This window comes from Pectobacterium polaris (assembly GCF_002307355.1).
Classification (GTDB): Bacteria; Pseudomonadota; Gammaproteobacteria; order Enterobacterales; family Enterobacteriaceae; genus Pectobacterium; species Pectobacterium polare.
Window position 1 is genome coordinate 2,281,676 of sequence record NZ_CP017481.1, and the last position, 25,917, is coordinate 2,307,592.

Annotated in this window: 24 protein-coding genes; 13 read left to right on the forward strand and 11 right to left on the reverse strand. The window is 52.3% G+C overall.

Features of this window, described 5'->3' with window-relative positions; all coding sequences use genetic code 11:
- The first annotated feature begins 83 nt into the window (after window positions 1-83).
- The 10 genes from skp (at window position 84) to tilS (ending at window position 11,135) form a co-directional block, all read left to right on the forward strand.
- Window positions 84-581 carry a molecular chaperone Skp gene (gene skp / locus BJJ97_RS10340; protein WP_039483875.1) on the forward strand — a complete coding sequence of 166 codons (498 nt, stop codon included), beginning with the start codon at window positions 84-86 and terminating at the stop codon, window positions 579-581.
- Between the two features lie 3 nt (window positions 582-584).
- The gene (lpxD, locus tag BJJ97_RS10345) at window positions 585-1,607 is read left to right on the forward strand and encodes a UDP-3-O-(3-hydroxymyristoyl)glucosamine N-acyltransferase (RefSeq protein ID WP_039490407.1); all 1,023 of its coding nucleotides are present in this window, start codon (window positions 585-587) and stop codon (window positions 1,605-1,607) included.
- An 83-nt stretch (window positions 1,608-1,690) separates the two neighbouring features.
- On the forward strand, window positions 1,691-2,164 hold the full coding sequence (gene fabZ / locus BJJ97_RS10350) for a 3-hydroxyacyl-ACP dehydratase FabZ (RefSeq protein WP_172644777.1): 474 nt from the start codon (window positions 1,691-1,693) through the stop codon (window positions 2,162-2,164).
- A 4-nt stretch (window positions 2,165-2,168) separates the two neighbouring features.
- Entirely contained in the window at window positions 2,169-2,957 is a 789-nt protein-coding gene (gene lpxA, locus BJJ97_RS10355; RefSeq protein ID WP_095701864.1) for an acyl-ACP--UDP-N-acetylglucosamine O-acyltransferase, read from the forward strand.
- Window positions 2,958-2,960: 3 nt separating this feature from the next.
- On the forward strand, window positions 2,961-4,112 hold the full coding sequence (lpxB, locus tag BJJ97_RS10360; protein ID WP_095993887.1) for a lipid-A-disaccharide synthase: 1,152 nt from the start codon (window positions 2,961-2,963) through the stop codon (window positions 4,110-4,112).
- A 7-nt stretch (window positions 4,113-4,119) separates the two neighbouring features.
- Window positions 4,120-4,716 carry a ribonuclease HII gene (gene rnhB / locus BJJ97_RS10365; RefSeq protein ID WP_095993888.1) on the forward strand — a complete coding sequence of 199 codons (597 nt, stop codon included), beginning with the start codon at window positions 4,120-4,122 and terminating at the stop codon, window positions 4,714-4,716.
- 103 nt (window positions 4,717-4,819) lie between these two features.
- Window positions 4,820-8,302, forward strand: coding sequence for a DNA polymerase III subunit alpha (gene dnaE / locus BJJ97_RS10370; protein ID WP_095993889.1), 3,483 nt, complete (start codon window positions 4,820-4,822; stop codon window positions 8,300-8,302).
- Window positions 8,303-8,314: 12 nt separating this feature from the next.
- On the forward strand, window positions 8,315-9,274 hold the full coding sequence (gene accA, locus BJJ97_RS10375) for an acetyl-CoA carboxylase carboxyl transferase subunit alpha (protein WP_039483881.1): 960 nt from the start codon (window positions 8,315-8,317) through the stop codon (window positions 9,272-9,274).
- Window positions 9,275-9,400: 126 nt separating this feature from the next.
- Window positions 9,401-9,811, forward strand: coding sequence for a VOC family protein (locus BJJ97_RS10380; RefSeq protein WP_095993890.1), 411 nt, complete (start codon window positions 9,401-9,403; stop codon window positions 9,809-9,811).
- The gene (gene tilS / locus BJJ97_RS10385; protein WP_227003589.1) at window positions 9,801-11,135 is read left to right on the forward strand and encodes a tRNA lysidine(34) synthetase TilS; all 1,335 of its coding nucleotides are present in this window, start codon (window positions 9,801-9,803) and stop codon (window positions 11,133-11,135) included. Before BJJ97_RS10380 ends, tilS begins: the two co-directional genes overlap by 11 nt.
- Window positions 11,136-11,255: 120 nt before the next feature.
- Here the strand turns inward: tilS and rof are convergent, their stop codons facing one another.
- Both rof and BJJ97_RS10395 read right to left on the reverse strand, forming a co-directional pair.
- Window positions 11,256-11,516 carry a Rho-binding antiterminator gene (rof, locus tag BJJ97_RS10390; protein ID WP_029367608.1) on the reverse strand — a complete coding sequence of 87 codons (261 nt, stop codon included), beginning with the start codon at window positions 11,514-11,516 and terminating at the stop codon, window positions 11,256-11,258.
- Window positions 11,503-11,703 carry a YaeP family protein gene (locus BJJ97_RS10395; protein ID WP_010285748.1) on the reverse strand — a complete coding sequence of 67 codons (201 nt, stop codon included), beginning with the start codon at window positions 11,701-11,703 and terminating at the stop codon, window positions 11,503-11,505. The genes rof and BJJ97_RS10395 overlap by 14 nt, the downstream gene beginning before the upstream one ends.
- Window positions 11,704-11,943: 240 nt before the next feature.
- Between BJJ97_RS10395 and BJJ97_RS10400 the strand changes: the two genes are divergently transcribed.
- Together BJJ97_RS10400 and nlpE are read left to right on the forward strand one after the other, a co-directional pair.
- Window positions 11,944-12,498: a YaeQ family protein gene (locus BJJ97_RS10400; protein WP_095993891.1), complete on the forward strand. Its 555-nt coding sequence runs from the start codon at window positions 11,944-11,946 to the stop codon at window positions 12,496-12,498.
- Between the two features lie 73 nt (window positions 12,499-12,571).
- Entirely contained in the window at window positions 12,572-13,267 is a 696-nt protein-coding gene (gene nlpE, locus BJJ97_RS10405) for an envelope stress response activation lipoprotein NlpE (RefSeq protein ID WP_125460917.1), read from the forward strand.
- A 71-nt stretch (window positions 13,268-13,338) separates the two neighbouring features.
- Here nlpE and mutS read toward each other — a convergent pair whose 3' ends face one another.
- Window positions 13,339-15,903: a DNA mismatch repair protein MutS gene (gene mutS / locus BJJ97_RS10410; protein WP_174877716.1), complete on the reverse strand. Its 2,565-nt coding sequence runs from the start codon at window positions 15,901-15,903 to the stop codon at window positions 13,339-13,341.
- 980 nt (window positions 15,904-16,883) lie between these two features.
- On the opposite strand from mutS, the gene BJJ97_RS10420 reads away from it, so the two are divergent.
- On the forward strand, window positions 16,884-17,279 hold the full coding sequence (locus BJJ97_RS10420; RefSeq protein WP_095993894.1) for a hypothetical protein: 396 nt from the start codon (window positions 16,884-16,886) through the stop codon (window positions 17,277-17,279).
- A 73-nt stretch (window positions 17,280-17,352) separates the two neighbouring features.
- Here the strand turns inward: BJJ97_RS10420 and BJJ97_RS10425 are convergent, their stop codons facing one another.
- From BJJ97_RS10425 to fecA, 8 genes are all read right to left on the reverse strand, one after another.
- The gene (locus tag BJJ97_RS10425; RefSeq protein ID WP_157910777.1) at window positions 17,353-18,189 is read right to left on the reverse strand and encodes a DUF4225 domain-containing protein; all 837 of its coding nucleotides are present in this window, start codon (window positions 18,187-18,189) and stop codon (window positions 17,353-17,355) included.
- A gap of 1 nt (window position 18,190) precedes the next feature.
- On the reverse strand, window positions 18,191-18,670 hold the full coding sequence (locus BJJ97_RS10430) for an Hcp family type VI secretion system effector (RefSeq protein WP_095993896.1): 480 nt from the start codon (window positions 18,668-18,670) through the stop codon (window positions 18,191-18,193).
- Between the two features lie 258 nt (window positions 18,671-18,928).
- Window positions 18,929-19,558 (reverse strand): glutathione S-transferase family protein, encoded by a 630-nt coding sequence (locus tag BJJ97_RS10435; protein ID WP_095993897.1) that lies wholly within the window; start codon window positions 19,556-19,558, stop codon window positions 18,929-18,931.
- A 196-nt stretch (window positions 19,559-19,754) separates the two neighbouring features.
- Complete coding sequence (gene fecE / locus BJJ97_RS10440) at window positions 19,755-20,522, reverse strand: Fe(3+) dicitrate ABC transporter ATP-binding protein FecE (protein ID WP_095698715.1); 768 nt, start codon at window positions 20,520-20,522, stop codon at window positions 19,755-19,757.
- Window positions 20,523-21,482, reverse strand: coding sequence for a Fe(3+) dicitrate ABC transporter permease subunit FecD (gene fecD, locus BJJ97_RS10445; protein WP_095993898.1), 960 nt, complete (start codon window positions 21,480-21,482; stop codon window positions 20,523-20,525). It abuts the gene before it with no gap.
- On the reverse strand, window positions 21,482-22,477 hold the full coding sequence (gene fecC, locus BJJ97_RS10450; RefSeq protein ID WP_095993899.1) for an iron-dicitrate ABC transporter permease FecC: 996 nt from the start codon (window positions 22,475-22,477) through the stop codon (window positions 21,482-21,484). Before fecC ends, fecD begins: the two co-directional genes overlap by 1 nt.
- Window positions 22,477-23,391, reverse strand: a complete 915-nt coding sequence (locus BJJ97_RS10455; RefSeq protein WP_095993900.1) for a Fe(3+) dicitrate ABC transporter substrate-binding protein FecB — start codon at window positions 23,389-23,391, stop codon at window positions 22,477-22,479. The genes fecC and BJJ97_RS10455 overlap by 1 nt, the downstream gene beginning before the upstream one ends.
- Before the next feature lie 90 nt (window positions 23,392-23,481).
- On the reverse strand, window positions 23,482-25,830 hold the full coding sequence (fecA, locus tag BJJ97_RS10460; RefSeq protein WP_095993901.1) for a TonB-dependent Fe(3+) dicitrate receptor FecA: 2,349 nt from the start codon (window positions 25,828-25,830) through the stop codon (window positions 23,482-23,484).
- Window positions 25,831-25,917 lie beyond the last annotated feature (87 nt).

Here is a 25,917-nt window from a genome sequence, read left to right on the forward strand (position 1 = left end):
TGAACATAAGACGTTCATACCATGACGCGATGCTCATAATTAAAGTGTTAAGACACAAATTAGGTTAGGTTGAGGAGTTTATAGTGAAAAAGTGGTTATGTGCCGCAGGCCTCGGTTTAGCATTGGCTGCTTCAGCCAGCGTTCAGGCTGCTGACAAAATTGCCGTTGTTAACGTTTCCAGCATTTTCCAACAGCTGCCGCAGCGTGAAACCGTTGGCAAACAGCTGGAAAACGAATTCAAAGGTCGTGCTTCTGAACTGCAATCGATGGAAAACGATTTACAGGGCAAGATGCAGAAACTGCAACGTGATGGTTCTACCATGAAAGCGAGCGATCGCAGCAAAATGGAAAAAGACGTCATGGCGCAGCGCGAGCAGTTCTCTACTAAAGCTCAGGCTTTTGACCAGGACAACCGCCGCCGCCAGAATGAAGAACGCAACAAAATCCTGAGCCGTATTCAGGATGCGGTGAAAGCCGTTGCAACCAAAGAAGGTTATGATGTTGTGATTGACGCTAACGCTGTTGCGTATGTCGCCAATGCTAAAGACATTACTGCCGATGTGCTGAAACAGGTTAAATAATACATGTATTCAATTCGACTGGACGCGTTAGCTCAACAGTTGGATGCACAATTACACGGTGATGGCGATATCGTCATCACCGGTGTTGCTTCTATGCATTCGGCAAAAACTGGGCAAATTACGTTTCTTTCCGACAGTCGTTACCGTGAGCAACTGGCCGGGACGCAAGCGTCAGCGGTCGTGCTGACGGAAGCGGATTTACCTTACTGTCAGGTTGCTGCGTTGGTAGTGAAGAATCCTTATCTTACCTATGCGCGCATGGCACAGCTGCTGGACACCACGCCGCAGCCAGCAACCGATATTGCGCCGAGTGCGGTTATTGCTCCAGACGCGACGCTGGGCCAGAACGTGTCCGTTGGTGCAAATGCTGTCATCGAATCTGGTGCACAGCTGGGTGATGGCGTTGTCATTGGCCCCGGCTGCTTTATCGGCAAAGATGCCCGCATTGGTGCTGGTACCCGCTTGTGGGCAAATGTAACGATTTATCACCGCGTTGAGCTGGGTGAGCATTGCCTGATCCAGTCGGGAACCGTGATCGGTTCTGACGGCTTTGGCTATGCCAACGATCGCGGCAACTGGGTGAAGATCCCGCAGTTGGGAACGGTCAGAATTGGCGATCGAGTTGAGATTGGCGCGAGCACAACCATCGATCGTGGTGCGTTGGATGATACGGTCATTGGTAATGGTGTTATCATTGATAACCAATGTCAGATTGCGCACAACGTCGTGATTGGCGACAATACCGCGGTCGCGGGTGGCGTCATTATGGCGGGTAGCTTGAAAATTGGTCGTTATTGCATGATCGGTGGTGCCAGCGTGATTAACGGGCACATGGAGATCTGCGATAAAGTGACGGTAACGGGAATGGGGATGGTCATGCGACCAATCACAGAACCTGGGGTATACTCTTCGGGCATTCCTTTGCAACCCAACAAAGTGTGGCGCAAAACTGCAGCGCTGGTGATGAATATTGATGAGATAAGCAAACGGTTGAAAGCCGTTGAACGAAAAGTCGATAACGTTTAATCACTCGCGTTTTATTTGCGGCCTGCCTGAAGACACCTAATTTAGGGTCTGCGCAGGCCGTGTTGTTGATGGCATCAGTTTTTATGGACAGGAAGAGTATTTTGACTACTGACACTCATACTCTGCATATTGAAGAGATTTTAGAATTATTACCGCACCGTTTCCCGTTTTTGCTGGTTGATCGGGTACTGGATTTTGAAGAAGGGAAGTTTCTGCGGGCGGTGAAAAACGTCTCTTTCAACGAACCCTTCTTCCAGGGCCATTTCCCGGGCAAACCGATTTTTCCCGGCGTGCTGATTCTGGAAGCGATGGCTCAGGCCACCGGTATTCTTGCGTTTAAAAGCGTGGGTAAACTGGAGCCGGGTGAGCTGTACTATTTCGCCGCTGTGGACGAAGCGCGCTTTAAGCGTCCCGTGCAGCCAGGCGATCAAATGATCCTTGAAGTTGAATTCATCAAAGAGCGTCGCGGCGTTGCGCGCTTTAAAGGTGTTGCCAAAGTTGATGGCGAAGTGGCCTGTGAAGCGTCAATGATGTGTGCTCGCCGTCGGGAGTCCTGATAACGTGATTGATCAAACCGCCTTTATTCACCCTAGTTCGATTGTTGAAGACGGTGCCATTATTGGTGCTGGCGTTCATATTGGCCCTTTCTGCTATATCGGTTCTCAGGTTGAGATCGGTGCGGGGACGGTGCTGAAATCACATGTCGTCGTCAATGGCGTCACTAAAATTGGTCGCGACAACGAAATCTATCAGTTCACGTCAATTGGTGAAGTGAATCAGGATCTCAAATATGCTGGGGAACCGACCCGCGTTGAGATCGGCGATCGTAACCGCATCCGTGAAAGCGTCACGATTCATCGTGGCACGGCACAGGGCGGCGGGTTGACTAAAGTCGGTAGCGATAACTTGTTGATGATCAACACGCATATCGCACATGACTGCGTCGTGGGCAGCCGTTGTATTCTGGCGAACAACGCGACGCTGGGCGGCCACGTTTCCGTCGATGATTTTGCGATTATCGGTGGGATGACGGCCGTGCACCAGTTCTGCATTATCGGTGCTCACGTCATGGTTGGCGGATGTTCCGGTGTGGCGCAAGACGTGCCGCCGTATGTGATCGCGCAGGGTAACCACGCGACGCCGTTTGGCCTGAATATTGAAGGCCTGAAGCGTCGTGGATTCGAGAAAGACACCCTGCACGCGATTCGTAATGCGTACAAGCTTCTCTACCGCAGCGGTAGAACGCTGGACGAAGTGAAACCGGAAATTGAAGCGCTGGCGGCTGAACACCCGGCTGTGCAGGCGTTTACCGATTTCTTTGCCCGTTCTACTCGCGGCATCATTCGTTAATCTATGTCATCACGTCCTTTGACTATTGGGCTGGTCGCCGGAGAAACTTCCGGCGACATCCTTGGCGCAGGCCTGATCCGTGCGCTAAAAGAAAAGGTGCCTGATGTGCGGTTTGTCGGCGTTGCCGGGCCACGTATGCAGGCCGAAGGCTGTGAAGCCTGGTACGAGATGGAAGAACTGGCCGTTATGGGCATTGTTGAAGTGCTTGAGCGGCTTCCTCGACTGCTGAAAATTCGGCGGGATTTAACCCAGCGCTTTAGCGAGCTTCAGCCCGATGTCTTCGTCGGCATTGATGCACCTGATTTCAATATCACGCTGGAGGGCAACCTCAAAAAGCGCGGTATCAATACTATTCACTACGTCAGCCCTTCTGTGTGGGCATGGCGTCAAAAACGCGTTTTCAAAATAGGTAAAGCGACCAATCTGGTGCTGGCCTTCTTGCCTTTTGAAAAAGCGTTTTACGATCGTTTCAATGTCCCTTGTCGCTTTATCGGTCATACGATGGCTGATGCAATGCCGCTGCATCCCGATAAGCTGGCTGCACGTGCGACGTTGGGTATTGCGCCCGATGTGCCTTGTCTGGCGCTACTGCCGGGCAGTCGCGGTGCAGAAGTTGAAATGCTTAGCGCAGATTTCCTCAATACAGCTGTGCTACTGCGTCAGCATTTTCCCGATCTGGAAATCGTGGTTCCGCTGGTCAACAGCAAGCGCCGTGAACAGTTCGAGCGGATAAAAAGTAGCGTGGCGCCCGATCTACGCGTGCATCTGCTGGATGGGCAAGCGCGAGAAGCCATGATTGCCAGTGATGCGGCGCTATTGGCATCCGGTACGGCAGCACTGGAGTGTATGTTGGCTAAATGCCCGATGGTTGTGGGTTATCGTATGAAGCCCTTTACCTTCTGGTTAGCACAGCGTCTGGTCAAAACGCCGTGGGTGTCGCTGCCGAATTTGCTGGCTGGGCGCGAGCTGGTGACGGAATTGCTACAGACCGATTGTACGCCGGATAAGCTGGCCGCCGCGCTGCTGCCGCTGTTTGCCGATAAGGAAAAAATGGCTGAGCTACGCACGACGTTTGTGGATTTGCATCAGCAGATCCGCTGCAATGCCGATGAGCAAGCAGCTCAGGCGGTACTGGAATTAGTTAAGCCATGTTAATAAGACCATGAGTGAAATATTTATCTATCCGCAGGCGACCTGCATCGCTGGCGTTGATGAAGTGGGCCGTGGCCCTCTGGTTGGTGCGGTCGTGACGGCTGCGGTGATTCTTGACCCGACTAGGCCAATTGTCGGGCTGGCGGATTCCAAAAAGCTGAGTGAAAAACGTCGACTGTCGCTCTATGATGAAATCAAAGAGAAGGCATTGGCGTGGAGCCTTGGCCGTGCGGAACCGGAAGAGATTGACCAACTGAATATCCTGCATGCTACCATGCTGGCAATGCAGCGTGCGGTTGCCGGGTTGGCTGTCGTGCCTGATTTTGTTCTCATTGACGGCAACCGTTGCCCGGCCTTGCCGATGTCCGCTCAGGCGGTCGTTAAAGGGGATAGCCGCGTGGCAGAAATCAGCGCGGCCTCGATTATGGCGAAGGTGACTCGCGATCGTGAGATGGTCGAGTTAGATCAACGCTTCCCCGCTTACGGTTTTGCCCAACACAAAGGCTATCCAACGGCTTTTCATCTGGAGAAACTGGCCGCACTGGGTGCCACTGAGTTTCACCGTCGGAGCTTCGCGCCAGTCAAACGTGTACTAGGGTTGGCTTAAAACATAGGCTGGCGTAAAACATCATCATTCACTCTCGGTATGGCGTGGGCACGTAAGTGTGCCGTTGCCATGCTGACTAATCGATAAATTCTGGGATCTGGAGATGGCCGAACCACGTTTTGTTCACCTGCGTGTTCACAGTGACTATTCCATGATCGATGGGCTAGCCAAAGTCGGTCCGCTGGTAAAAAAAGCGGCAGCACTCGGCATGCCAGCGCTGGCGATTACTGATTTTACCAACCTGTGTGGGCTGGTTAAATTTTATGGCGGCGCGCATGGTGCGGGAATCAAGCCCATTATCGGCGCAGATTTCTGTGTCGAAAGCGACGAATTGGGTGATGAGCTCGCGCATCTTACCGTCCTAGCCATGAATAATGCTGGCTACCAGAATCTGACGCTGCTGATTTCACACGCTTATCAACGAGGTTATGGCGCTGCTGGGCCGACGATTGACCGAGATTGGCTTATTGAGCATCAGGAAGGGCTGATTTTACTGTCTGGCGGCCGCCGAGGTGATGTTGGCCGATTTTTGCTGCGCGGTAACCAAACGCAAGCTGAACAGTGTCTGGCCTTCTATCAGGAACACTTCCCCCAGCGTTACTATCTGGAACTGATCCGCACGTCCCGCCCCGATGAAGAAAGCTATTTGCATGCCGCCGTTGAATTGGCGACGAAGCACGGTGTGCCCGTGGTGGCGACCAATGAAGTGTGTTTTATCAGCACCGATGATTTTGACGCTCACGAAATTCGCGTGGCTATTCACGATGGCTACACGCTTGATGACCCCAAACGCCCACGTCATTACAGCCCTCAACAGTACATGCGTACCGAAGAGGAAATGTGCGAGCTGTTTGCGGATATCCCCGAAGCGCTGGCGAACAGCGTTGAAATTGCCAAGCGTTGTAACGTAACGATTCGTCTGGGTGAGTATTTCCTGCCGCAGTTCCCGACGGGCGACATGAGTACGGAAGATTTTCTGGTTCAGTGCTCGAAAAAGGGGCTGGAGGAGCGTCTCGAATTCCTGTTCCCCGATCCGGAAGTGCGCGCTGAACGTCGCCCTGAATATGATGAGCGTCTGGATATTGAGCTGGGCGTTATCAACCAGATGGGGTTCCCCGGCTACTTCCTGATCGTAATGGAATTTATTCAGTGGTCGAAGGATAACGATGTGCCTGTTGGACCGGGGCGTGGTTCCGGTGCGGGTTCGTTAGTGGCCTACGCGCTGAAAATCACCGATCTGGATCCGCTGGAATTCGACCTGCTGTTCGAACGTTTCCTCAACCCTGAACGCGTTTCCATGCCAGACTTTGACGTCGATTTCTGTATGGAAAAACGCGACAAGGTCATCGATCACGTCGCGGAAATGTACGGACGTGATGCGGTATCGCAGATTATCACCTTCGGTACGATGGCGGCGAAAGCAGTTATTCGTGACGTCGGGCGCGTGCTTGGACACCCTTATGGGTTTGTCGATCGTATTTCAAAGCTGGTGCCGCCCGATCCGGGCATGACGCTGGAAAAAGCGTTTGCTGCTGAACCACAGTTGCCGGAAATTTATGAAGCCGATGAGGAAGTTAAAGCCCTCATCGATATGGCGCGCAAGCTCGAAGGGGTAACGCGTAACGCCGGTAAACATGCCGGTGGGGTGGTGATATCTCCCACCAAGATTACCGATTTTGCGCCGCTGTATTGTGATTCGGAAGGGAACCATCCGGTTACCCAGTTTGATAAGAACGACGTGGAATATGCCGGGCTGGTGAAGTTCGACTTCCTTGGCCTGCGTACGTTGACCATTATCGACTGGGCGCTGGGGATGATTAACGCCCGTCGCGCGAAGCAAGGACAGGAGCCGATTGATATTGCGGCGATCCCGCTCGACGATAAGAAAAGCTTCGATATGCTGCAACGCTCGGAAACCACGGCGGTATTCCAGCTTGAATCGCGCGGCATGAAAGACCTGATCAAGCGACTGAAACCCGACAGCTTTGAGGATATGATCGCGCTGGTGGCGCTGTTCCGCCCTGGCCCGCTGCAATCCGGCATGGTGGATAACTTCATCGACCGTAAGCATGGTCGTGAAGCGATCTCGTATCCTGATATCGAATGGCAGCACGAGTCGCTTAAGCCCGTGCTGGAGCCGACCTACGGCATTATCCTGTATCAGGAACAGGTCATGCAGATTGCGCAGGTTCTGGCGGGCTATACGCTGGGCGGTGCGGACATGCTGCGTCGTGCGATGGGGAAAAAGAACCCGGTCGAGATGGCGAAGCAGCGTGGTGGCTTCGAAGATGGTGCCAAATCTCGTGGCGTGAACGGTGAACTGGCGATTAAGATTTTCGACCTGGTGGAAAAATTCGCCGGTTATGGCTTTAATAAATCTCACTCCGCAGCTTATGCGTTGGTGTCTTACCAAACGCTGTGGTTGAAAGCGCACTATCCAGCAGAATTCATGGCGGCGGTGATGACGGCCGATATGGACAACACGGATAAAGTGGTCGGTCTGGTTGATGAATGCTGGCGGATGGGGTTAAAAATCCTGCCTCCGGACATCAACAGCGGGCTGTATCACTTCCACGTTAACGACGATGGCGAGATTGTTTACGGCATCGGTGCGATTAAAGGCGTAGGTGAAGGGCCGATTGAGGCGATTATCGAAGCGCGTAATCAGGGCGGCTATTTTAGAGAGCTGTTTGATCTCTGCGCGCGTACCGACATTAAAAAGCTGAACCGCCGCGTGCTGGAAAAGCTGATTATGTCTGGGGCATTTGACCGTCTGGGGCCGCATCGCGCCGCGCTGATGAATTCATTGCCTGATGCGCTGAAGGCTGCCGATCAGCATGCGAAAGCGGAAGCCATCGGTCAGGTGGATATGTTCGGCGTGCTGGCCGATGCGCCTGAACAGGTTGAGCAATCCTACAGTACGGTGCCGCCGTGGCCGGAGCAGGTGGTGCTGGATGGTGAACGTGAGACGCTGGGGCTGTACCTGACTGGCCACCCGATCACGCAATATATTAAGGAAATTGAACGCTATGCCGGTGGCGTGCGTTTGAAAGATATGCACCCGACGGATCGGGGTAAAATGACCACTGCCGTTGGGCTGGTGTTGGCGGCTCGCGTCATGATCACCAAGCGGGGTAACCGTATTGGTGTCTGTACATTGGACGATCGTTCCGGTCGCCTTGAGATAATGCTGTTTACCGATGCATTGGAAAAATATCAGCATTTACTTGAGAAAGACCGTATCCTTATCGCCAGTGGACAGGTCAGCTTTGATGACTTCAGCGGCGGGCTTAAAATGACCGTCCGAGAGTTAATGGATATCAGTGAAGCGCGGGAAAAATACGCGCGCGGGCTTGCTATCTCGCTGACTGACAGGCAAATTGATGACCAGCTATTAAACCGTCTCCGCCAATCGTTGGAACCCCATCGATCGGGGACGATCCCAGTGCATCTCTATTACCAGCGTGAAGATGCGCGCGCCCGGTTACGTTTCGGCGCAGCATGGCGTGTAACGCCTGCCGATGCGCTACTGAACGAGCTGCGCGGATTAGTGGGTAATGAGCAGGTGGAACTGGAATTTGACTAATATAGGAATACTATGAGTCTGAATTTTCTTGATTTTGAGCAGCCGATTGCAGAGTTGGAAGCGAAAATTGACTCGCTGACCGCAGTCAGCCGTCAAGACGAAAAATTGGATATTAATCTGGACGAAGAAGTCCAGCGCCTGCGTGAGAAGAGCGTTGAACTGACGCGCAAAATCTTTGCCGATTTGGGTGCCTGGCAGGTTGCGCAATTAGCGCGCCATCCGCAACGTCCTTATACGCTTGATTATATTAAGCATATCTTTACCGACTTTGATGAATTGGCTGGCGATCGTGCCTATGCCGACGATAAAGCCATTGTCGGCGGGATTGCCCGTTTGGAGGGGCGTCCGGTGATGATCATTGGTCATCAGAAAGGACGTGAAACCAAAGAAAAGATTCGCCGTAATTTTGGCATGCCGGCACCGGAAGGCTATCGCAAAGCGCTGCGCCTGATGGAAATGGCCGATCGCTTCAGAATGCCGATCATCACCTTCATCGACACGCCGGGCGCTTATCCGGGCGTTGGTGCAGAAGAACGTGGTCAGTCTGAGGCTATCGCGCGTAACCTGCGTGAAATGTCGACGCTGCGTGTGCCAATCATCTGTACCGTTATCGGTGAGGGTGGTTCCGGTGGTGCACTGGCTATCGGCGTGGGTGACAAGGTCAACATGCTGCAATACAGCACCTACTCGGTTATTTCACCGGAAGGCTGTGCGTCTATCCTGTGGAAAAGTGCAGATAAAGCGCCGCTGGCGGCGGAAGCCATGGGCATCATTGCGCCACGTCTGAAAGAGCTGAAACTGATCGATACCGTGATCCCTGAACCGCTGGGTTCCGCGCACCGTAACGTCCCGGTGATGGCAGAGTCTCTGAAAGCACAGCTGCTGGCCGACCTGCTCGACCTCGACGGCCTGACGGAAGAAGAGCTGTTGAACCGCCGTTATCAGCGTTTGATGAACTATGGTTACTGTTAAGTACAGTGGTTACTGCTGATAAGGTGATTGTCTGATTGATGTGTTATCAATCAGGCGATTCTGGCGTTACTTTGAAAATCCGTTGTCAGAAATGACAGCGGATTTTTTGCTATGAGGGTTTGAAGCATGCTGAAGCTGCTCGATGTCCATCACATTGCGGTTATTGCCTCTGACTACGAACGCAGCAAGGCATTTTATTGTGATGTGCTGGGGTTTACGTTGAACAACGAGGTCTACCGTGAAGCGCGGCAGTCGTGGAAAGGCGATCTCTCGCTGAATGGGCGCTATACCATTGAGCTATTTTCTTTCCCCCATCCACCTGCGCGCGTGAGTCGCCCTGAAGCCTGTGGCCTGCGCCATCTGGCCTTTGCCGTAGCTAACGTAGAACAAGCTGTCGCCTCGCTGGAACAAGCTGTCGCCTCGCTGGAACAGGCTGGCGTTATCTGTGAACCTGTCCGGATCGATCCTGACACGCAGCAGCGCTTCACCTTTTTCTCCGATCCTGACGGCTTGCCTTTAGAACTGTATGAGATCTGATACCGTGGACCACACCGAACCTGATGATGGACTGCTCCAGACGATCGCGACGCAAACAGCCGGATGCGGGTCGATCCTGCTGGCCTACAGCGGTGGTCTGGATTCTAGCGTGCTATTGCATCTGCTGGTGGCTCTGCGTCAGCGCTCTGGGCTGTCCATTCGTGCAGCTTATATCCATCATGGTTTAAATCCGCTGGCCGATAGCTGGGCTGAACATTGTCGTCAGCAGTGTGAACGCAGGCAGGTGCCGTTTGCCTCGCTGTCTGTGACGGTTGAGGCGCAGAACGGCGGTATCGAAGCCGCGGCCAGAACGGCACGTTATCAGGCTTTGCAAGCGCATCTGCAAGAGGGCGAAGCCTTGCTGACGGCGCAACATCTGGATGACCAGAGCGAAACTTTTTTACTGGCGCTTAAACGCGGCAGTGGGCCTGCCGGATTATCTGCGATGGCGGCTCAAAGTACGCTCGGTCATCATCGTCTTGTGCGTCCGCTGTTAGGCGTTTCTCGCTTGCAGTTGGAAGCGTATGCGCAGCGGCATCAGCTTGACTGGATTGAAGACGACAGCAATCAGGACGAACGTTTTGACCGCAATTTTCTACGTCATCAGATCTTACCGCGATTGACGCAGCGCTGGCCGCATTTCTCCTCCGCCGTGGCGCGTAGTGCCGAGCTTTGTGCTGAACAGGAACAACTGCTAGATGAGCTGCTGGAGGAGTCATTGCAGGCGCTATGCCAGCCGGATGGCGCGCTGAGCATTGACGGCCTGCTGCCACTAAGTCCGGTGCGTCGTTTTGCACTCCTGCGTCGCTGGCTGGCACAGCAAGGGGCGACGATGCCCGCACGTGAACAGTTACAGCGACTCTGGGATGAAATCGCGACGAGCCGTCAGGATGCGGAGCCGGTATTGCAACTGAATCAGATGCAGGTTCGTCGTTTTCGTCAGCATCTCTATCTGCTACCGCTGATGTCGTCGCTAAAAGACCATATTATCCCGTGGCAGTCGCCGTCATGTCCGTTATCGCTACCCGACAATCTAGGCACGCTGTCGTTGGCCGATAGCGGTGTGGCGATTCGCGCGCCGGAAAACGGTGAGTCGGTGAGTATCCGTTTTTCGACCAGCGGAACCGTGCATATTGTCGGTAGAGCCCACGGGCGACAAATCAAGAAGCTCTGGCAGGAGTTGGGTGTTCCGCCCTGGTGGCGCGACCGTACGCCGCTGGTGTTCTACAACGAGCAGCTGATTGCGGCAGTGGGACGATTCGTCACGCGAGAAGGGCAGGTGAGAGAAAACCAGCCTGTATGGCACATAGTTTGGGAAAGATAAGTTTGGGAAAAATAAGCCTGAAGCTTGAAGCAAAAGCGCTGAAATAAAAACGGACAACCTGCGTTGTCCGTTTTGGAAGCATTTGTTCAGCGTTTGCCGCTGAATGAAAGGAAAAGTCTGTCAGGATTCGCTGACGACGACCTTCCCGATTTCAGGATGACTGAAACTGACGATGTGGTCGAGACGCAGCTCGCGCGTTGTGCCTGAGGCTTCAATCACCAGATATTCGACCTGCTTACGTGAGATCATATCACTGGCTTTACCGGTCACAACTTCACCATTGCGTAGTTCCAGCGTCAGCGTCAAATTCTGCTGACAAGTGGCTTCCAGGCTGTCGTAATCATCACAGTTGATGGGTTGATATTCATTACTCATTGACATAATCACTCACCAATAAGTTAGCGGCGGCAAAAGCGGCCTGTTCCCTGACGGAGGATGGCAACGCATCATTCGCGGCGATGCCATCCAGGGTTTTCAAAACACAACCCAGCGAATCGGGTATATAGCCCAGATCGCCACTGGCGATCTCTGCGTATAAGCGACGTACTAATTCACAGTATTCTTGCACTATATCCTCCCTTAAAAGCTTAGCTCGGTAGATATTCATGCATCATCACTTGCTGTGGTGCGCGATGTTGTAAGCCTACGAAGATAAACTCTATTTATCAAACCGACTATAGCATAGGCACTAACAGGATATCAGTAGTCCTTAGAGGCCTAATCTATCGGTTACGTGGCAGATATCACCTTTACTGTGAGGATGGCGCTAACTCAAGTAAACTAGGAGGGAATAAAGACGAGGTCACTGATGGCATTAAAAGCAACGGTTTACAAAGCAGCAATCAATATTGCCGATATGGATCGGAATTTTTTTCACGACGCGAGCCTGACGATAGCGCAGCATCCGTCTGAAACTGAGCAGCGCATGATGCTGCGGCTTTTAGCGTGGATTTGCCATGCTGATGAAAATCTGCGCTTTACCAAAGGGCTCAGCGCAGATGACGAGCCGGAAATCTGGCGACGTAACGATACGATGGAACTGGAACTGTGGATTGAGCTAGGCCTGCCGGATGAAAAACGGCTCAAAAAAGCCTGTAATCAGTCCCGCTCCGTGGTGTTGTACGCCTACAGCGAGCGTGCGGCACAGGTTTGGTGGAGTGCAATATCGGGCAAGGTCTCCGGGTACAAGAACCTGGCTATCCGCTTTTTGGATGATAATCAACTGGCTCAGCTTGCCGGACTGGTTCAACGCACTATGTCATTGCAGGCAACGATACAGGAAGGCACGATCTGGTTATCTGACGATAAGAATAGTCTGGAAATAGCATTTTCTGAGTGGAAAATCCCTCAGACTCAGGGATGATAACAGATTGGATATATTCCAGATCGTTGAGTCAAAACGATAAAAACAGGGCAGAGACGGCAGGAAAATAATGATGAAAAAACTGGCTATCGGTGTGCTGTTGATTGCAGGGATTTCTGGGTTGATCGGGTGTCATACCCGCTCGCAAGTTCAGGAAGAACCCCTTAAACCAATGGCGCAAAGTTATCGTGGCGTTTTACCCTGTGCGGACTGCGGAGGGATTGATACGTCACTGTTTTTGGAAAAAGACGGGACTTTTGTTCTGCGCGAACAGTATCAAACGACACGAGAGGGCAACAACACGTTTGCTTCCTATGGGCAATGGCGGCGCACTGCCGACAAGCTGGTGCTGACGGATAGCGCGGGCGAAAAACGTTACTTCCGCCCAGTTAATAACACTCTTGAAATGCTGGATCAGGAAGGTCTGCCCATCAATTCTTCTCTTCCTCGCCAACTGACGGCAACCGAGCAGGCATTGCCGGATACGCCGATGTCGATGAAGGGGATGTACCGCTATCTAGCGGATGCTGCAACGTTCTCTGACTGTGCAACCGGAAAAACGTTTGTGGTGGCGAGTAATGCCGTGCTGGAAAGGTTGTACCTTCGTACGACGGCGTCGGCAGGTGAACCGGTGCTGGTTTCCTTCACCGCGCATTTTGCCGTTATTCCATCAATGGAAGAAGGGCAGATGGTGAAAGCGGTGGTCCCTAACAGCAGCGATAACGCACGCATGAACGCGCGGGCAAACTGCGATACACAGATAGACTAACGCAGCATTAAAAAGAAAAGGCACTGATTCCAGTGCCTTTTTTGTATCGATTTGCCTCGCTCTAACTCGTGTTAGAGCATTTTCTTTAGCTGATAAAGCCAATCTAACGCCTGACGTGGCGTGAGCGCATCAGGATCGATGGCTTCCAGCGCTTCAATGGCCGGTGACGGCTCATCATTGCTCAGCAGCGCCAACTGTGCGCCATCGATATGGCTGGATGATGCATTATTCGATAGCGTTTCCAGCTCCTTCAGCTTCTGGCGTGCGCGCTTAATCACTTCTTTCGGTACGCCTGCCAGTGCGGCGACGGCAAGGCCATAACTTTTGCTGGCTGCGCCATCTTGTACGCTGTGCATGAAGGCGATGGTATCGCCGTGTTCGCGCGCATCCAAATGGACATTCACCACGCCTTCCATTTTTTCCGGTAGGGTGGTTAGTTCAAAGTAGTGCGTTGCAAACAGCGTCATCGCTTTGATGCGGTTCGCCAGATTTTCGGCGCAGGCCCAGGCCAGTGACAGGCCGTCATAGGTTGAGGTTCCGCGGCCGATTTCGTCCATCAGCACCAGGCTGTTTTCCGTGGCATTATGCAGAATATTCGCCGTTTCTGTCATTTCCACCATGAAGGTAGAACGGCCAGAGGCCAGATCGTCCGCGGCACCCACACGAGTGAAAATACGATCGACGGGACCAATGACCGCCTGATCCGCAGGCACAAAGCAGCCGATGTGCGCCATCAGCACAATCAGTGCGGCCTGACGCATATAGGTACTTTTCCCGCCCATGTTGGGGCCGGTGATAATCAGCATACGACGCTGTGGTGCTAGCGATAGAGGGTTCGAAATAAACGGCTCACGAAGCACCTGCTCGACGACGGGGTGACGGCCGCCCGTAATTTTGATGCCGGGTTTATCACTCAGCGTCGGGCAGACGTAATTCAGCGTATCGGCGCGTTCAGCCAGATTCGTCAGAACGTCCAATTCTGCCAACGCGGCGGCGCTTTGTTGAAGCTCGGCCAGATGAGGCAGCAGCAGATCGAAAAGCTCATCGTAGAGCGCTTTTTCTAGCGCTAACGCTTTGCCCTTCGAGGTCAGAACCTTATCTTCGTATTCTTTCAGCTCGGGGATGATATAGCGTTCGGCATTTTTCAGCGTCTGGCGGCGTACGTAGTGGATCGGCACCAGATGGCTTTGACCACGGCTGACCTGAATGTAATAGCCGTGTACGCCATTGAAGCCGACTTTCAGCGTATCGAGCCCCAATTTTTCGCGTTCACGAATTTCCAGACGATCCAGATAATCGCTGGCACCGTCAGCCAGCGCGCGCCATTCATCCAGCTCTGCATGGTAGCCCGGCGCGATGACACCGCCGTCACGTACCAGCACAGGTGGTGCTTCGACAACGGCTCGTTCCAGCAAATCACGTAGCTCATCGAATTGCCCAATTAGGCTGACCAGACGACGAACGGAATCAGTATCCAGTGGCGCAAGCTGCTCACGAATATCGGGAAACTGCTGGAAAGCGTGGCGCATACGAGCCAGATCGCGCGGGCGTGCCGTGCGCAACGCGAGTCGCGCCAGAATACGCTCCAGATCGCCGACCTGTCGCAGAGAGGGTTGCAGATCGGGAGTGATGTCCTGCAACGCGCTGATAGCCTGCTGGCGCTGTTTGAGCGCCTCAATATCGCGGCTGGGCATGTGAATCCAGCGCTTCAGCATCCGGCTGCCCATTGCCGTCACGGTGCAGTCCAGTACGGCGGCCAGCGTATTCTCCACGCCGCCGGACAGATTCTGCGTCAGTTCAAGGTTACGGCGGGTGGCCGCATCCATGATGATGCCGTCCTGCTGGCGTTCCATCGTAATTCCGCGGATATGCGGCAGCGAGGTGCGCTGGGTGTCTTTCGCATATTGCAGCAAGCATCCGGCGGCCCGCAGCGCGAGTTTCGCCTGCTCTACGCCGAAACCGGTCAGATCGCGAGTGCCAAATTGCAGGTTAAGCTGCTGGCGTGCGGTATCGGGCTCAAATTCCCACAGCGGACGGCGGCGAAGCCCATGGCGATTTTCGATCAAATCCATGGATTCAAAGGATTCAGGGTAGAGTAATTCTGCCGGGTTGGTGCGCTGCAATTCGGCAGCCATGGTTTCCCGATCGTCCGGCTCGCTCACGCGAAAGCGTCCAGAGCTGATATCCAGGGTGGCATAACCGAATCCCCGACCGTCCTGCCAGATTGCAGCCAGCAGGTTATCCTGCTTTTCCTGCAATAGCGCTTCGTCGCTAATGGTTCCCGGCGTGACGATGCGTACGACTTTACGTTCTACTGGACCTTTGCTGGTGGCGGGATCGCCAACCTGTTCGCAGATAGCGACGGATTCGCCCATTTGCACCAGTCTGGCAAGGTAATTTTCAACGGCATGGTGGGGAACGCCTGCCATCGGTATCGGTTCCCCTGCGGAGGCACCACGCTTCGTCAGCGAGATATCCAGCAGTTGAGAAGCCCGCTTGGCATCGTCATAGAACAGCTCATAAAAATCGCCCATGCGGTAAAACAGCAGGATTTCCGGATGTTCAGCCTTTAACCTAAAGTACTGCTGCATCATGGGAGTGTGGGCAGTGAAATCCTTGTCGGTAGAATCTTTCATATTGATTTTACTCAGTCTTAACGCTTTTGTTCGTTCAGGTGATGGCATTGGGTTTGATGGCAAACCTTACGGATGGCTCATCACCTGAGCATTGAAATGGAATGCCAGAAGTATACTGACTGACGGATGAAAAACATCACCCGCGAATGCGCTATCTTACCACTGCTTGCCGTCATTTGGCGTCAGACGACGTTACCAGACTGAGACAGGGATGCGTATGCGATTTTTCCTCTATTGCTCAAGTGCGCGAGGCGGCTCGCAAGTTTGTCCGGAAAAGGTATAAGGTCAATAAGGTGAGGATTAAGTCAAATCGGGGAACAATCAATGTTATTGAGCTTATAATGGGTGGCATTTTTGCCTAATGCTGCAGTCAATCATAGGGTAAGATTGCAGCAGCAAAAGAAAGTATCAGCCTGCATAACATGTTAAAGGAATCTGTCCGTAAGCGCTTCGCAAACATGAATTGAGCCGAAGGGCGAAAATTTAGCTGATTAGTAGAACAAACAACCAAGGGAATGGACGATGGACAAAAGAGCACTAGTCTTAAAATCAGGATTGACTGTCAGGGAGCTACTTCGCCTGAAAAATAACTACGTGTATGTCAAAAGCGATGATTTCAAATTTAATACCCCAATGAAGAAAGCCGAGTCCTTTACTGATTATGTTTTTATATTCGCACGTTTATGCTGGGAAGCAACGTATCTTCCTGTCTTCATGAGTCTCTTTTTTTCAATTTATGCTTACTATGATAGTGGTAATATAATTGCCTCTATAAAAATTTTTATTATTATTTTTTCTATAGCTGTTTTTTGTTTTTTTAAAGTCAAGTGTGATTCTTATAATATACGCATGGTTACGATTATAAAATTAATCAGGTTTAGATTGATTGTTTTTTTTAGTAACTAATTTTATTTGAATGTTATTCAGAGTCGAGATTGGTTAAGCGGAAATGGCTTATGTTAAGAGCGATGGAGTGCATAATGGATAAACGAGAGCTAATATTAAAATCAGGATTGAGCGTCAGGGAATTGCTTCTCCTGAAAAAGAACTATGTAGATACAAAAAATAGGGCTTATGGCAAAGAGATGAAAATAAAAAACATTGAGCCTTTTTATGACTATATTTATTTTATCGCATATCTGTGCTGGAATAAGATGTTGGTTCTTTTTCTTATGTCTTTGGGGTTTGCTATTTACAATTACTATGAATACCGCGTTGTGATGGATAGTATGAAAATATTTTTATTAATTTATGGCATTGTGTTTTTCAGTTTTACGAAAGCTAAAAGTGAAAATTATAAAATAACAATGGTTATGATGATTAAATTAATCCCCATCCGTTTTTTAAATTCATTTAACTATTTGGTTAAGTTTTGAATGAAATTCTTTTTTGTGTATTTTAGCAATGACACAGTCATTGCTATAGGATTAATTGGATACTTTGAAATTACTATTTATCACCAAGAAGATAATTTTCATCTGTAAATTCCGCATATACTTTATGACCAGAACTTCCTACCATATAAAGCTTCATTATATTACTTGCTGCATTATATTTAGTCTTGAAATCTTTCGGTACATATCTAAATAGTTTTGTCGTCCTAGGTTTGTCCATAAATCCTCTTGATGCCAATCGTGTGGGGCTGTCTACTAAAGTTGGTGTTCTGAATGAAGCATAAATAGTGAGTGTCAAATCCGCAACGCTATACAAAGCATCTCCAGCGTCATTGTTATATCCGGCTTGTGAAGCAAGAAACCTATATATATTTCTTACTGGTCCAGAACCATACTTACCATCAAATATTATTGGAGATACTGACTCATAAACATTACTGAATCCATGAGCCATTAATAAAACGCCAAATGATTTGAAGTGCTTTACATTGAGATCTTTTCCTAATTGATTTAATCGATATCCCATAAATGCCTGAAAACCACCAGAAACAACACCAGATGCGATTTTGGTGTATTTTAAAACACCCTGGTCTTCAAATATATCCGTAACGATATATTTTACATAATCACCAGTTCGTAGTTTTTGGTAGTCTCTTTCTGTTTCTTCACGCTCGGTTACCAATTCATGAAAGATATGATTTTTATCAAAAAAACTAATTGTTGATGACCTGAGTTTCATCTCTGTTTCATTGATGAAATCCTCAATTTCACGAAGATAACGCATTCTTAATGTTTTATCTTGAATGAAAAAAGAGGAAGCCAACAGAGCAACCCTCCTCAGGCGGTTGCTTTCCTCTAAAAAGTGAAATTGATGTGCCGAATCGATACTCATCTTAATATTCCACATCTTTCCATAAGATATAAGAGCTTGTCCGTGCAACTACATGTTCCCATTCAATCGATGCGAACTTGAATGAAATATTTTCCTGAGGCTGTAATTCGTTGTGTGTTAATGAGTTTGGGGCGAAAAAGCGAATATCATTGATAACAGCATCTCTTAACACCATTTTAAAATAGAGTTCATTACCACCTGATTGAGAAGTCCTGTAAAAAAAGAACTCACAGGTTAGCTTTTCATTACCATTCAACGCCTGTGCCAGAAGCGGTGTGGCTTTATCTATTGGCTTTCTGATTTCGACAGGGGAGAGTGAAACGTTATCTTGTCTTGTTATCTGGTTCATTAACTCATAAACAAAAATCTCATCTTCATGAGCGATCTGATACTTGTTACCAATTGAGTCTGCACTTGAACAACCCGCAGAGATCAGACCTTGCTTGATGCCGGTGAGTTTTAGATAGATCAAATTTGCCATTATTTATTCCTTAATGTTGTCCATAATCCAGCCCCCATAAATCCTTTTTCCTTATGGGAGGGTAATTTCTGCATTTTTAGTCAACGAGTCAATAGTGGTTATCGGGCGAGGTATATAACTTGAAATGCTTGATTTTTGAAGTGATTAACATGCTAACTATTTTTAATTTAACTAATATTGATTAGAGGAGGGTGGTCTGGGCGCGCGAGGCCGTTGGCAATTTTTCCAAAGTATGGTGTTATGCCCCGCGCTGATTTCTTATTCTGCGTGTGATTCAATGGCCTGAACTTTTTGCCAGCTAGGTAGGTTTTTCAGGCGCTGAGAGTAACGCTGAATATTCGGGAATCGTTCTCTGGGAACGAGTCGTTCGACGACGGTATTAATAACGAAGCCCAGCATAATATCCGCACCGCTCAGCGTATCGCCCACGATAAATTCCCGTGAAGATAACGAGTCGTCTAAGAATGAAAAGACTTTCTCGAATTCATTGTCAGCGTAATCCTCAAGGAAATTCAGCGTAGTGCCAGTGCTTTTTTCAAACTCGCCAAAGATCTTCAATAAAACCGGCAGCATTGCGGAGCTTTCCGCAAAGTGTATCCACTGCAGATAATCAATGTATTCGGCTGCGTTTGCATCCGGGGCTAAGTGTCTTGCATGGCGATTAATTAGGTATTCAACGATAGCGCCGGATTCTGCGATGATCTTGCCATCTTCTTCAATCAGTGGGGATTTACCTAAAGGATGTATCGCTTTCAATGAGGCTGGTGCCAGATGCGTTTTTTCATCCCGCTGATATCTGACAAGCTCATAAGGTATCCCTGCTTCCTCAAGCAGCCAGAGAATACGCACAGACCGCGAATCATTAAGATGATGCAATTTTAATCCCATGTCACGCTTCCTTAAATCCTGATGGTTTGAGCTAATCGCCATAGTGGTGTTCCCGCTATGTGCATTGATTCCATGTCACACAGGCAGAGTAGCGGTTCTGATGGTTCACGGCTAACAAGGCTATTTTTGAAGGGGCATAAATATTTTTATGAGGTGGTTATGCCCACGAATGCTGGATAAAAAATATGAGCCGCACTCACCGCACCACGCACATCGGCTGGCCTGAGACTGGTTCGGCGTGGATCTCTGCATCGATGCTGAATACCTGTTGTAATAATGCCGGTTTCATGACCTCGTGCGGTGAACCCTGCGCCATCACTCGCCCGCCCGCCAGCATCACCAGATGATCGCAGTAGCGGCTGGCCTGATTCAGATCGTGTAGGACGGTCACCACCGTTTTGCCGGCCTGATTGAGTTCACGCAGCAGCTTCATTAACTCGACCTGATGGTTGATATCAAGATAGGTTGTCGGCTCATCGAGCAGGACGACGGGCGTATCCTGCGCCAGCAGCATCGCCAGAAACGCCCGCTGACGCTGTCCACCGGACAAATCGGTTAACCGTTTGTCGGCGAGATCGACGATGTGTGTTTTCTCCATCGCGAGCTGTACGCGCTGGCGATCGTCCTGAGATAACCGTCCCCATAGCGATAGCCAAGGGCTGCGTCCGTAGGCCACCATGTCGCGCACGGTGATCCCCTCTGGCGTCAAATGCTGCTGCGGTAACAGCGCCAGATGGCGCGAGAGCTGGCGGGCAGAGAATGCAGAGAGCGGCTTGCCGTTGAGCTGAATAGCGCCGGATTCCGGGGTAAGCAGCTTGGCGAAGCACTTCAGCAGCGTTGATTTGCCACAGCCGTTGGGGCCGAGCAGGGCGGTAATTTTTCCGGCGGGTAGCGACAGCGACAGTCCGTCGAGAATACGCTTGTCGCCATAGCCCGCCGTCAGGTTTTGTGTTGTCAGTTCCATTTAGCGCATTCTCACGAGAAGCCAAAAAAACCAGGGCGCGCCGATAATGGCAGTGAGCACCCCTGCGGGTAATTCCATCGGTGGGTTCAGCGTGCGCGCCAGCAGATCGGCAAGCAGCAATACCAGCGCACCGGCAACGGCAGAAGCAGGAAGGAGCCAGCGGTGCCGTCCTCCTACCAGATAGCGGATCAGATGCGGCACCACGAGGCTGATAAAGCCGATAGGCCCGCACACGGCCACGCTGGTTGCGGCGAGTGCGACGGCGAGTGCCAATCCCCAAAACTGAATGCGGCCGATATTCACGCCCAGCGTGCTGGCGCGATCGTCGCCCAGCGCGAGCAAATCCAGATCGCGGCAAAAACGCAGGCCGAGCGGAATCAATACGCAGAGGACGGGCAGCGCGACCATAACGAATGACCAGTCGCGTCCCCATAGGCTACCCGTCAGCCACAGCAGCGCGTTGTTGATATCCTGCGGGCGGGAGAGAATCAGGTAATCGGTGATGCTTGCCCAAGTGGCGGACAGCGCGACGCCGATGAGTGCCAGCCGCATCGGGGATGATGTTCCCGCGATGAGACGCAGGAGTAGCAGCCCGGCGATGCCCCCGATAAACGCGAGTAGCGGCAGCCAGATCACGGGCAGTGCAGGCACCAGCATCAGCGCGCCGACGGTCGCCAGACTTGCCGCGTGGTTCACGCCGAGAAGATCCGGCGATGCCAGCGGGTTACGCACAATCCCTTGCACCAGCACGCCGGAAATGGCCAGTGCTGCGCCGACGAACAACGCCAGCAGCACGCGCGGCAAACGGTATTGGGTCAGTACATAATGATGTTCGCTGGTGCTGTGCCAGCCGCTCATCAACGCCGACCACGGCAGCGGAATTGCTCCCATGCGCAGCGACAGAATGCTGGTGGCAAGTAACAGCAGCGTAATCGAGATGAACACAATAGCGGGGCGCATTATCCTCGCCTCCTTGCCAGCCACACGAAACAGGGAGCGCCGATTAGCGCCAGTACCGCGCCGGCAGGCAGTTCGCCCGGCCAGGCGAGCGCGCGGGCGAGCAGATCGGCCAGTAACATAAACGCTGCGCCCATCAGCATGCTCATGGGGAGCATCTTTCTCTGGTCGTAACCGATCCAGAAACGCGCCAGATGCGGTATTAACAGGCCGATAAACGCCACCGGGCCGGCGACGCTCACGCAGGCCCCCACCAGAATCAGCACGGCCAGATTGAGAATCAGGCGCAGACGACCTAAGTTGACGCCCAGCGTATGGGCGCTGACGTCACCGATGTTCAGCAGATTAAGCTGATTCGCCAGCAGCAAGACAATCGGGGTGACAGTGATGACAAACGGGAAGAGTTGCCAGAATTCGACCCAGCGTGCGTGCGATACGCCACCCGCCAGCCAGTAAAAAATGCCATAGGCGTGATCTTCCGCCAGCAGGAGCGTAATCCGCGTTAAGGCCATGCACAGCGCGGAAAGTGCGACGCCCGCCAGGATCAGTCGATTGCGATCGAGCGTTTGTCGCCAGCCGCCGCCCGCAGCCATTACCATCAGCCAGCATAGGCCGCCACCGCAGGCGGCAACAAAGGCGATAGGGTAACCGGAGAGTGAAGAACTGAATGCGCTGGTCAGTGCCATCGCTAGCGCCGCGCCGCTGTTGATGCCGAGCAGAGAAGGAGAAGCCAGAGGATTATGGGTCAAGGTCTGAAGCAGGGCACCGGACAATGCCAGACTGGCACCGATCAGAACGGCAACCAGACTGCGTGGCAGACGCAGGTTGAGCACCAGCGCCTCGGGTAGTGAAGAGGACGATCCCGTTACCAGCGCTTTGATGGCACGCAAGGCGGGAATGGGGATCGCGGAATAACAGAACAGGCTAAGCCAAAACACGCCCAGCAGTACCGCTATCGGCAATCCCCAACGCCAGAATGGATGAAAACTTTTCTTCATTATTGCTCGTTGCTGACGCTAACGGGCTGATGTTTAAAAATCTTCACCGTATCGCTGCCGATGCGTTCCGCTGCAAAAATGCCGCGCATCCGCGCCCAGGCGTTGCTATCAACGGCGGCAATCTGCTGTTTTTGCTGTGCTTCCAGCAGGTTCCAGAGCGTATCCTGCTGCCAGCGTTTCACAATACTTTCTTCACGATAATGCGTCACGATCAGCCACTGTGGGTTAATCGCCAGCAGCTGTTCCAGATTGATGGAAGCCATCGGGGCGTTGTTGATCGGTTTTGGGACACTCAGGCCGAGTGCGGCCAGCACGCTGCCAGTGTAGGCATCGCTGGAGTACAGGTTAAACTGCTGCTCGCGTGAGGTACCGAAGACCACATTCGTGCCTTTGGGAAGCTGGGAGGCGTAGGCTTTCATCGTCTCACGATGCTGGGCGAGACGCGCCTGCATCGCGCTATCTTTCCCCAATACCTTGCCGATGATCTCCGCGGAGTGCAGGTTTTCTTCATAGGTTTCATTGCGCGACTTCAGCAGCAGCACCGGTGCAATCGCTTTCAGCGCCGTGTAAATGCCGCTATGACGGCTGCTGTCGGCGATAATCAAATCAGGTTTCAATGCGCTGATGGCTTCCAGACTCGGCTGAGCGCGTGTGCCTACGGAATGCCAGGGCTTAAGATGTTCACGGACTTCCGCCAGGATCCGGTCTGGATCGTTATCATCGGCGATGCCGACTGGGCTGACATCGATCGCTGCCAGCGCATCGGCAAAAGACAGTTCCAGCACCACAACACGCTGAGGCGGCGTGTCGAGCGTAAAGGAACCTTGTTCATCCTGCACTGTTACCGCATTGGCGCGGCTCAGTCCGAACAGACAAAGCGTGGTAATTAGTGCAATGCGAATTAGAGCAAACATAGCGTAACCCCATCAGTAGTCATTATTGTGATCGAATAAGTCACGATCGTTAGTCAGGCCGGGCCGTTGCCCGGCGAGTGCGTATGGCGATCAGAATTTCAGCGAGCCTTGCATATAGAAGGTGCGGGGCTGACCGGCATAAATCCCTTTGTTGTTGTCATCGCTGTTCGAGCGCGTGTAGTAGTCGTGGTCGAACAGGTTTTTCACACCAAAGGCCAGATTGAGGTCAGAGAATTGCGGGCCAAAGTCGTAGGCCGCGCGTGCGCCCCACAGCATAAAGCCGGGGATACGTCCGGCGCTGCCATCGGCGCTTTCGGCAACGGTGTTGGCGTTATCGGCGAACTGGCTGGATTGGAACTCGCTGTTCAGGTTGAACGTCCAGTTGCCCGGCTGATAATCGACGCCGAATCCTCCCCGGTGTTTTGAAGAGAAGGGCACCTGATTACCGTAGGTATCGCCCGCTTCGCGAATTTCAGCATTCACATAGGAATAGCGCGCATAAACCGACACCGCATCTAAGCGAGGTGACAGCTCGGCGAGGTGATAACGAGCCTGCGTTTCCAGCCCAGAATGGCGGGTTTTCCCCCGCGTGGTGACGGTGTTGTTGGTCTGATTGGAGTCATACTGGTTATTGAAGTTAACCAGAAAAACGCCCATTTCTGCCGTCAGCGCGCCGTCGTCGTAGCGGGAACCAACTTCCCAGGTGCGCGCTTTTTCTGGTTCCACTTTGCCGCTTTGAGCAGCCTTGCCAATTCGGCTGTACTGTACGGTGCCGAATGATCCTTCGGTGTTTGCATAAAGATTCCAACTCTCGTTAACGTGGTAGAGCACGTTCAAGGCGGGCAGCGGGGCGTTGTAGCTGACGGCTTCGCCTGTGCCTTTCAGCGTGTTGTCCTGATGAGATTTGATGTGCTCAAAGCGCATTCCCGGCGTAATCGTCCAGTTGCCGATATCAACGCGGTCGTCGATGTACCAGGCGTGTGCCTCTGTACCCGCGCGGGTTTCGCGGTCGATAGGGCTGCTGGCGCTTGGCAGCGTTTTGCTGGCGGTGCTGGTGAAATAACGCACCTCATGGGTGGATTCGCTGACATAGCGGTAGCCGACGCCCACTTCATGAGCGGAAGATCCGAGGGTAAAACTTTGGCTGTAGCGCGGTTCGATGCCACGTACCCAATATTCGCGTGGCGACAGGGTAATGATCGAATTCTGTTCCAGATAGCCGCTGCGCAGCGTACGTGTGTAGAAGCCCTGAATATTGAATTTATGCTGCTGATCCGGCTGGTATTGATAGCCCAGACTGGCAAGTTGACGACGTCCCCAGAAGCGATCGTACGGGCGCGTTGACTGCCAGCGATCCGCATTGTAATCGGCACGCGACAGACCGCCCGGCATATCGGCGCTGCCATCGTAATATTGCAGCAGGCTGTTAAAGGTATGCACGTCGTTTGGCGCGTAGCGGCTTTTCAGCATCACGTCGTCAATGCGCGTCGCGCTGTGTTCGCGCCAGTCGCTACCGCGCGTGCCGGAATAGAGCAGCGCCGAGCCAAAACCGTTATCCGCCGTGCCGCCAACCAGCAGATTGTGCGTTTCTTTCGGGTTGTGCTGTGAAGATGTCGGGCTGTGTTGACCTTCTACGCCAGCGCTAATGCCAAACTCTTTCGGGATCGCCCGGGTGACGAAGTTCACGACGCCGCCGACGCTTTGTGGCCCGTAGCGCACGGCACCGCCGCCGCGCACGACATCAATGGCGTCCATATTGCCAAGCGAAATGGGCGCGAGGGAAAGTTGCGGCTGACCGTAGGGCGCAAACGGCACCGGAATGCCGTCCATCAGCACGGTGGAACGGCTGGCGAGGCGTGGGCTGAGACCGCGAATACCAAAGTTCATGGCCAGATCGTGGCTGCCTGTGCCGTTATTTTCTGGCGCATACACGCCCGGCATACGGTTTAAGACATCGCGCATGGTGGTGGCTCCGGTCTTGGCGAAGTCCTCACGACGGATCACATCGCGTGCGCCCGCGTGTTCAAAGACGTCATTTTCACGCGCTTCACCCAGCCAGTCGCCGACGACCGTCAGCGTTTCTTCCGCTGCCGCAGGGATTGGTTCCAGCGTCCAGGCGTTATCGCCCAGCGATTTCAGTTGTAGACCGCTACCCGCCAGCAGGGCTTTCAGGCCGCCATCAACGGTGTAGTCGCCATGCAGACCGTTGCTGCGTTTTCCCTGCGTCAGGCTAGCATCGACCGACAGCGTAATCCCGCTGCGGACGGCATAGTGGTTGAGCGCTTTGTCTAACTCACCAGCAGCAATATCGTAGCGTACGGTGGCGGGAGCCGTCGCCGCGTGGGCCATCCCTGTCGTGAGACCGACTGTCGACAGCAGGCTGAGCTGTATCGCCATGGCTAAAGGGGTTGCTTTACGAAAGGCGCGTAAGAGCGTCATAACATCTCCATCATCATTTTTGTTCTATACACCTAAGTCGAACGAGAGGGAGAAAAAGGACAATCAAGAATGATAATTTTTTTCGTT

Bases quoted from the DNA above. Each gene is read 5' to 3' on its own strand.
- nlpE (WP_125460917.1), top strand. From the start codon at position 12,572: ATGAAAAAACTGGCTATCGGTGTGCTGTTGATTGCAGGGATTTCTGGG.
- fecD (WP_095993898.1), bottom strand. From the start codon at position 21,482: ATGCGCCCCGCTATTGTGTTCATCTCGATTACGCTGCTGTTACTTGCC.
- mutS (WP_174877716.1), bottom strand. From the start codon at position 15,903: ATGAAAGATTCTACCGACAAGGATTTCACTGCCCACACTCCCATGATG.
- rof (WP_029367608.1), bottom strand. From the start codon at position 11,516: ATGTCAATGAGTAATGAATATCAACCCATCAACTGTGATGATTACGAC.
- fecA (WP_095993901.1), bottom strand. From the start codon at position 25,830: ATGACGCTCTTACGCGCCTTTCGTAAAGCAACCCCTTTAGCCATGGCG.
- BJJ97_RS10400 (WP_095993891.1), top strand. From the start codon at position 11,944: ATGGCATTAAAAGCAACGGTTTACAAAGCAGCAATCAATATTGCCGAT.
- tilS (WP_227003589.1), top strand. From the start codon at position 9,801: ATGAGATCTGATACCGTGGACCACACCGAACCTGATGATGGACTGCTC.
- lpxB (WP_095993887.1), top strand. From the start codon at position 2,961: ATGTCATCACGTCCTTTGACTATTGGGCTGGTCGCCGGAGAAACTTCC.
- fecE (WP_095698715.1), bottom strand. From the start codon at position 20,522: ATGGAACTGACAACACAAAACCTGACGGCGGGCTATGGCGACAAGCGT.
- BJJ97_RS10430 (WP_095993896.1), bottom strand. From the start codon at position 18,670: ATGGCAAATTTGATCTATCTAAAACTCACCGGCATCAAGCAAGGTCTG.
- fecC (WP_095993899.1), bottom strand. From the start codon at position 22,477: ATGAAGAAAAGTTTTCATCCATTCTGGCGTTGGGGATTGCCGATAGCG.
- dnaE (WP_095993889.1), top strand. From the start codon at position 4,820: ATGGCCGAACCACGTTTTGTTCACCTGCGTGTTCACAGTGACTATTCC.
- BJJ97_RS10425 (WP_157910777.1), bottom strand. From the start codon at position 18,189: ATGAGTATCGATTCGGCACATCAATTTCACTTTTTAGAGGAAAGCAAC.
- accA (WP_039483881.1), top strand. From the start codon at position 8,315: ATGAGTCTGAATTTTCTTGATTTTGAGCAGCCGATTGCAGAGTTGGAA.
- BJJ97_RS10435 (WP_095993897.1), bottom strand. From the start codon at position 19,558: ATGGGATTAAAATTGCATCATCTTAATGATTCGCGGTCTGTGCGTATT.
- lpxD (WP_039490407.1), top strand. From the start codon at position 585: ATGTATTCAATTCGACTGGACGCGTTAGCTCAACAGTTGGATGCACAA.
- fabZ (WP_172644777.1), top strand. From the start codon at position 1,691: ATGGACAGGAAGAGTATTTTGACTACTGACACTCATACTCTGCATATT.
- BJJ97_RS10455 (WP_095993900.1), bottom strand. From the start codon at position 23,391: ATGTTTGCTCTAATTCGCATTGCACTAATTACCACGCTTTGTCTGTTC.
- BJJ97_RS10420 (WP_095993894.1), top strand. From the start codon at position 16,884: ATGGATAAACGAGAGCTAATATTAAAATCAGGATTGAGCGTCAGGGAA.
- BJJ97_RS10380 (WP_095993890.1), top strand. From the start codon at position 9,401: ATGCTGAAGCTGCTCGATGTCCATCACATTGCGGTTATTGCCTCTGAC.
- rnhB (WP_095993888.1), top strand. From the start codon at position 4,120: ATGAGTGAAATATTTATCTATCCGCAGGCGACCTGCATCGCTGGCGTT.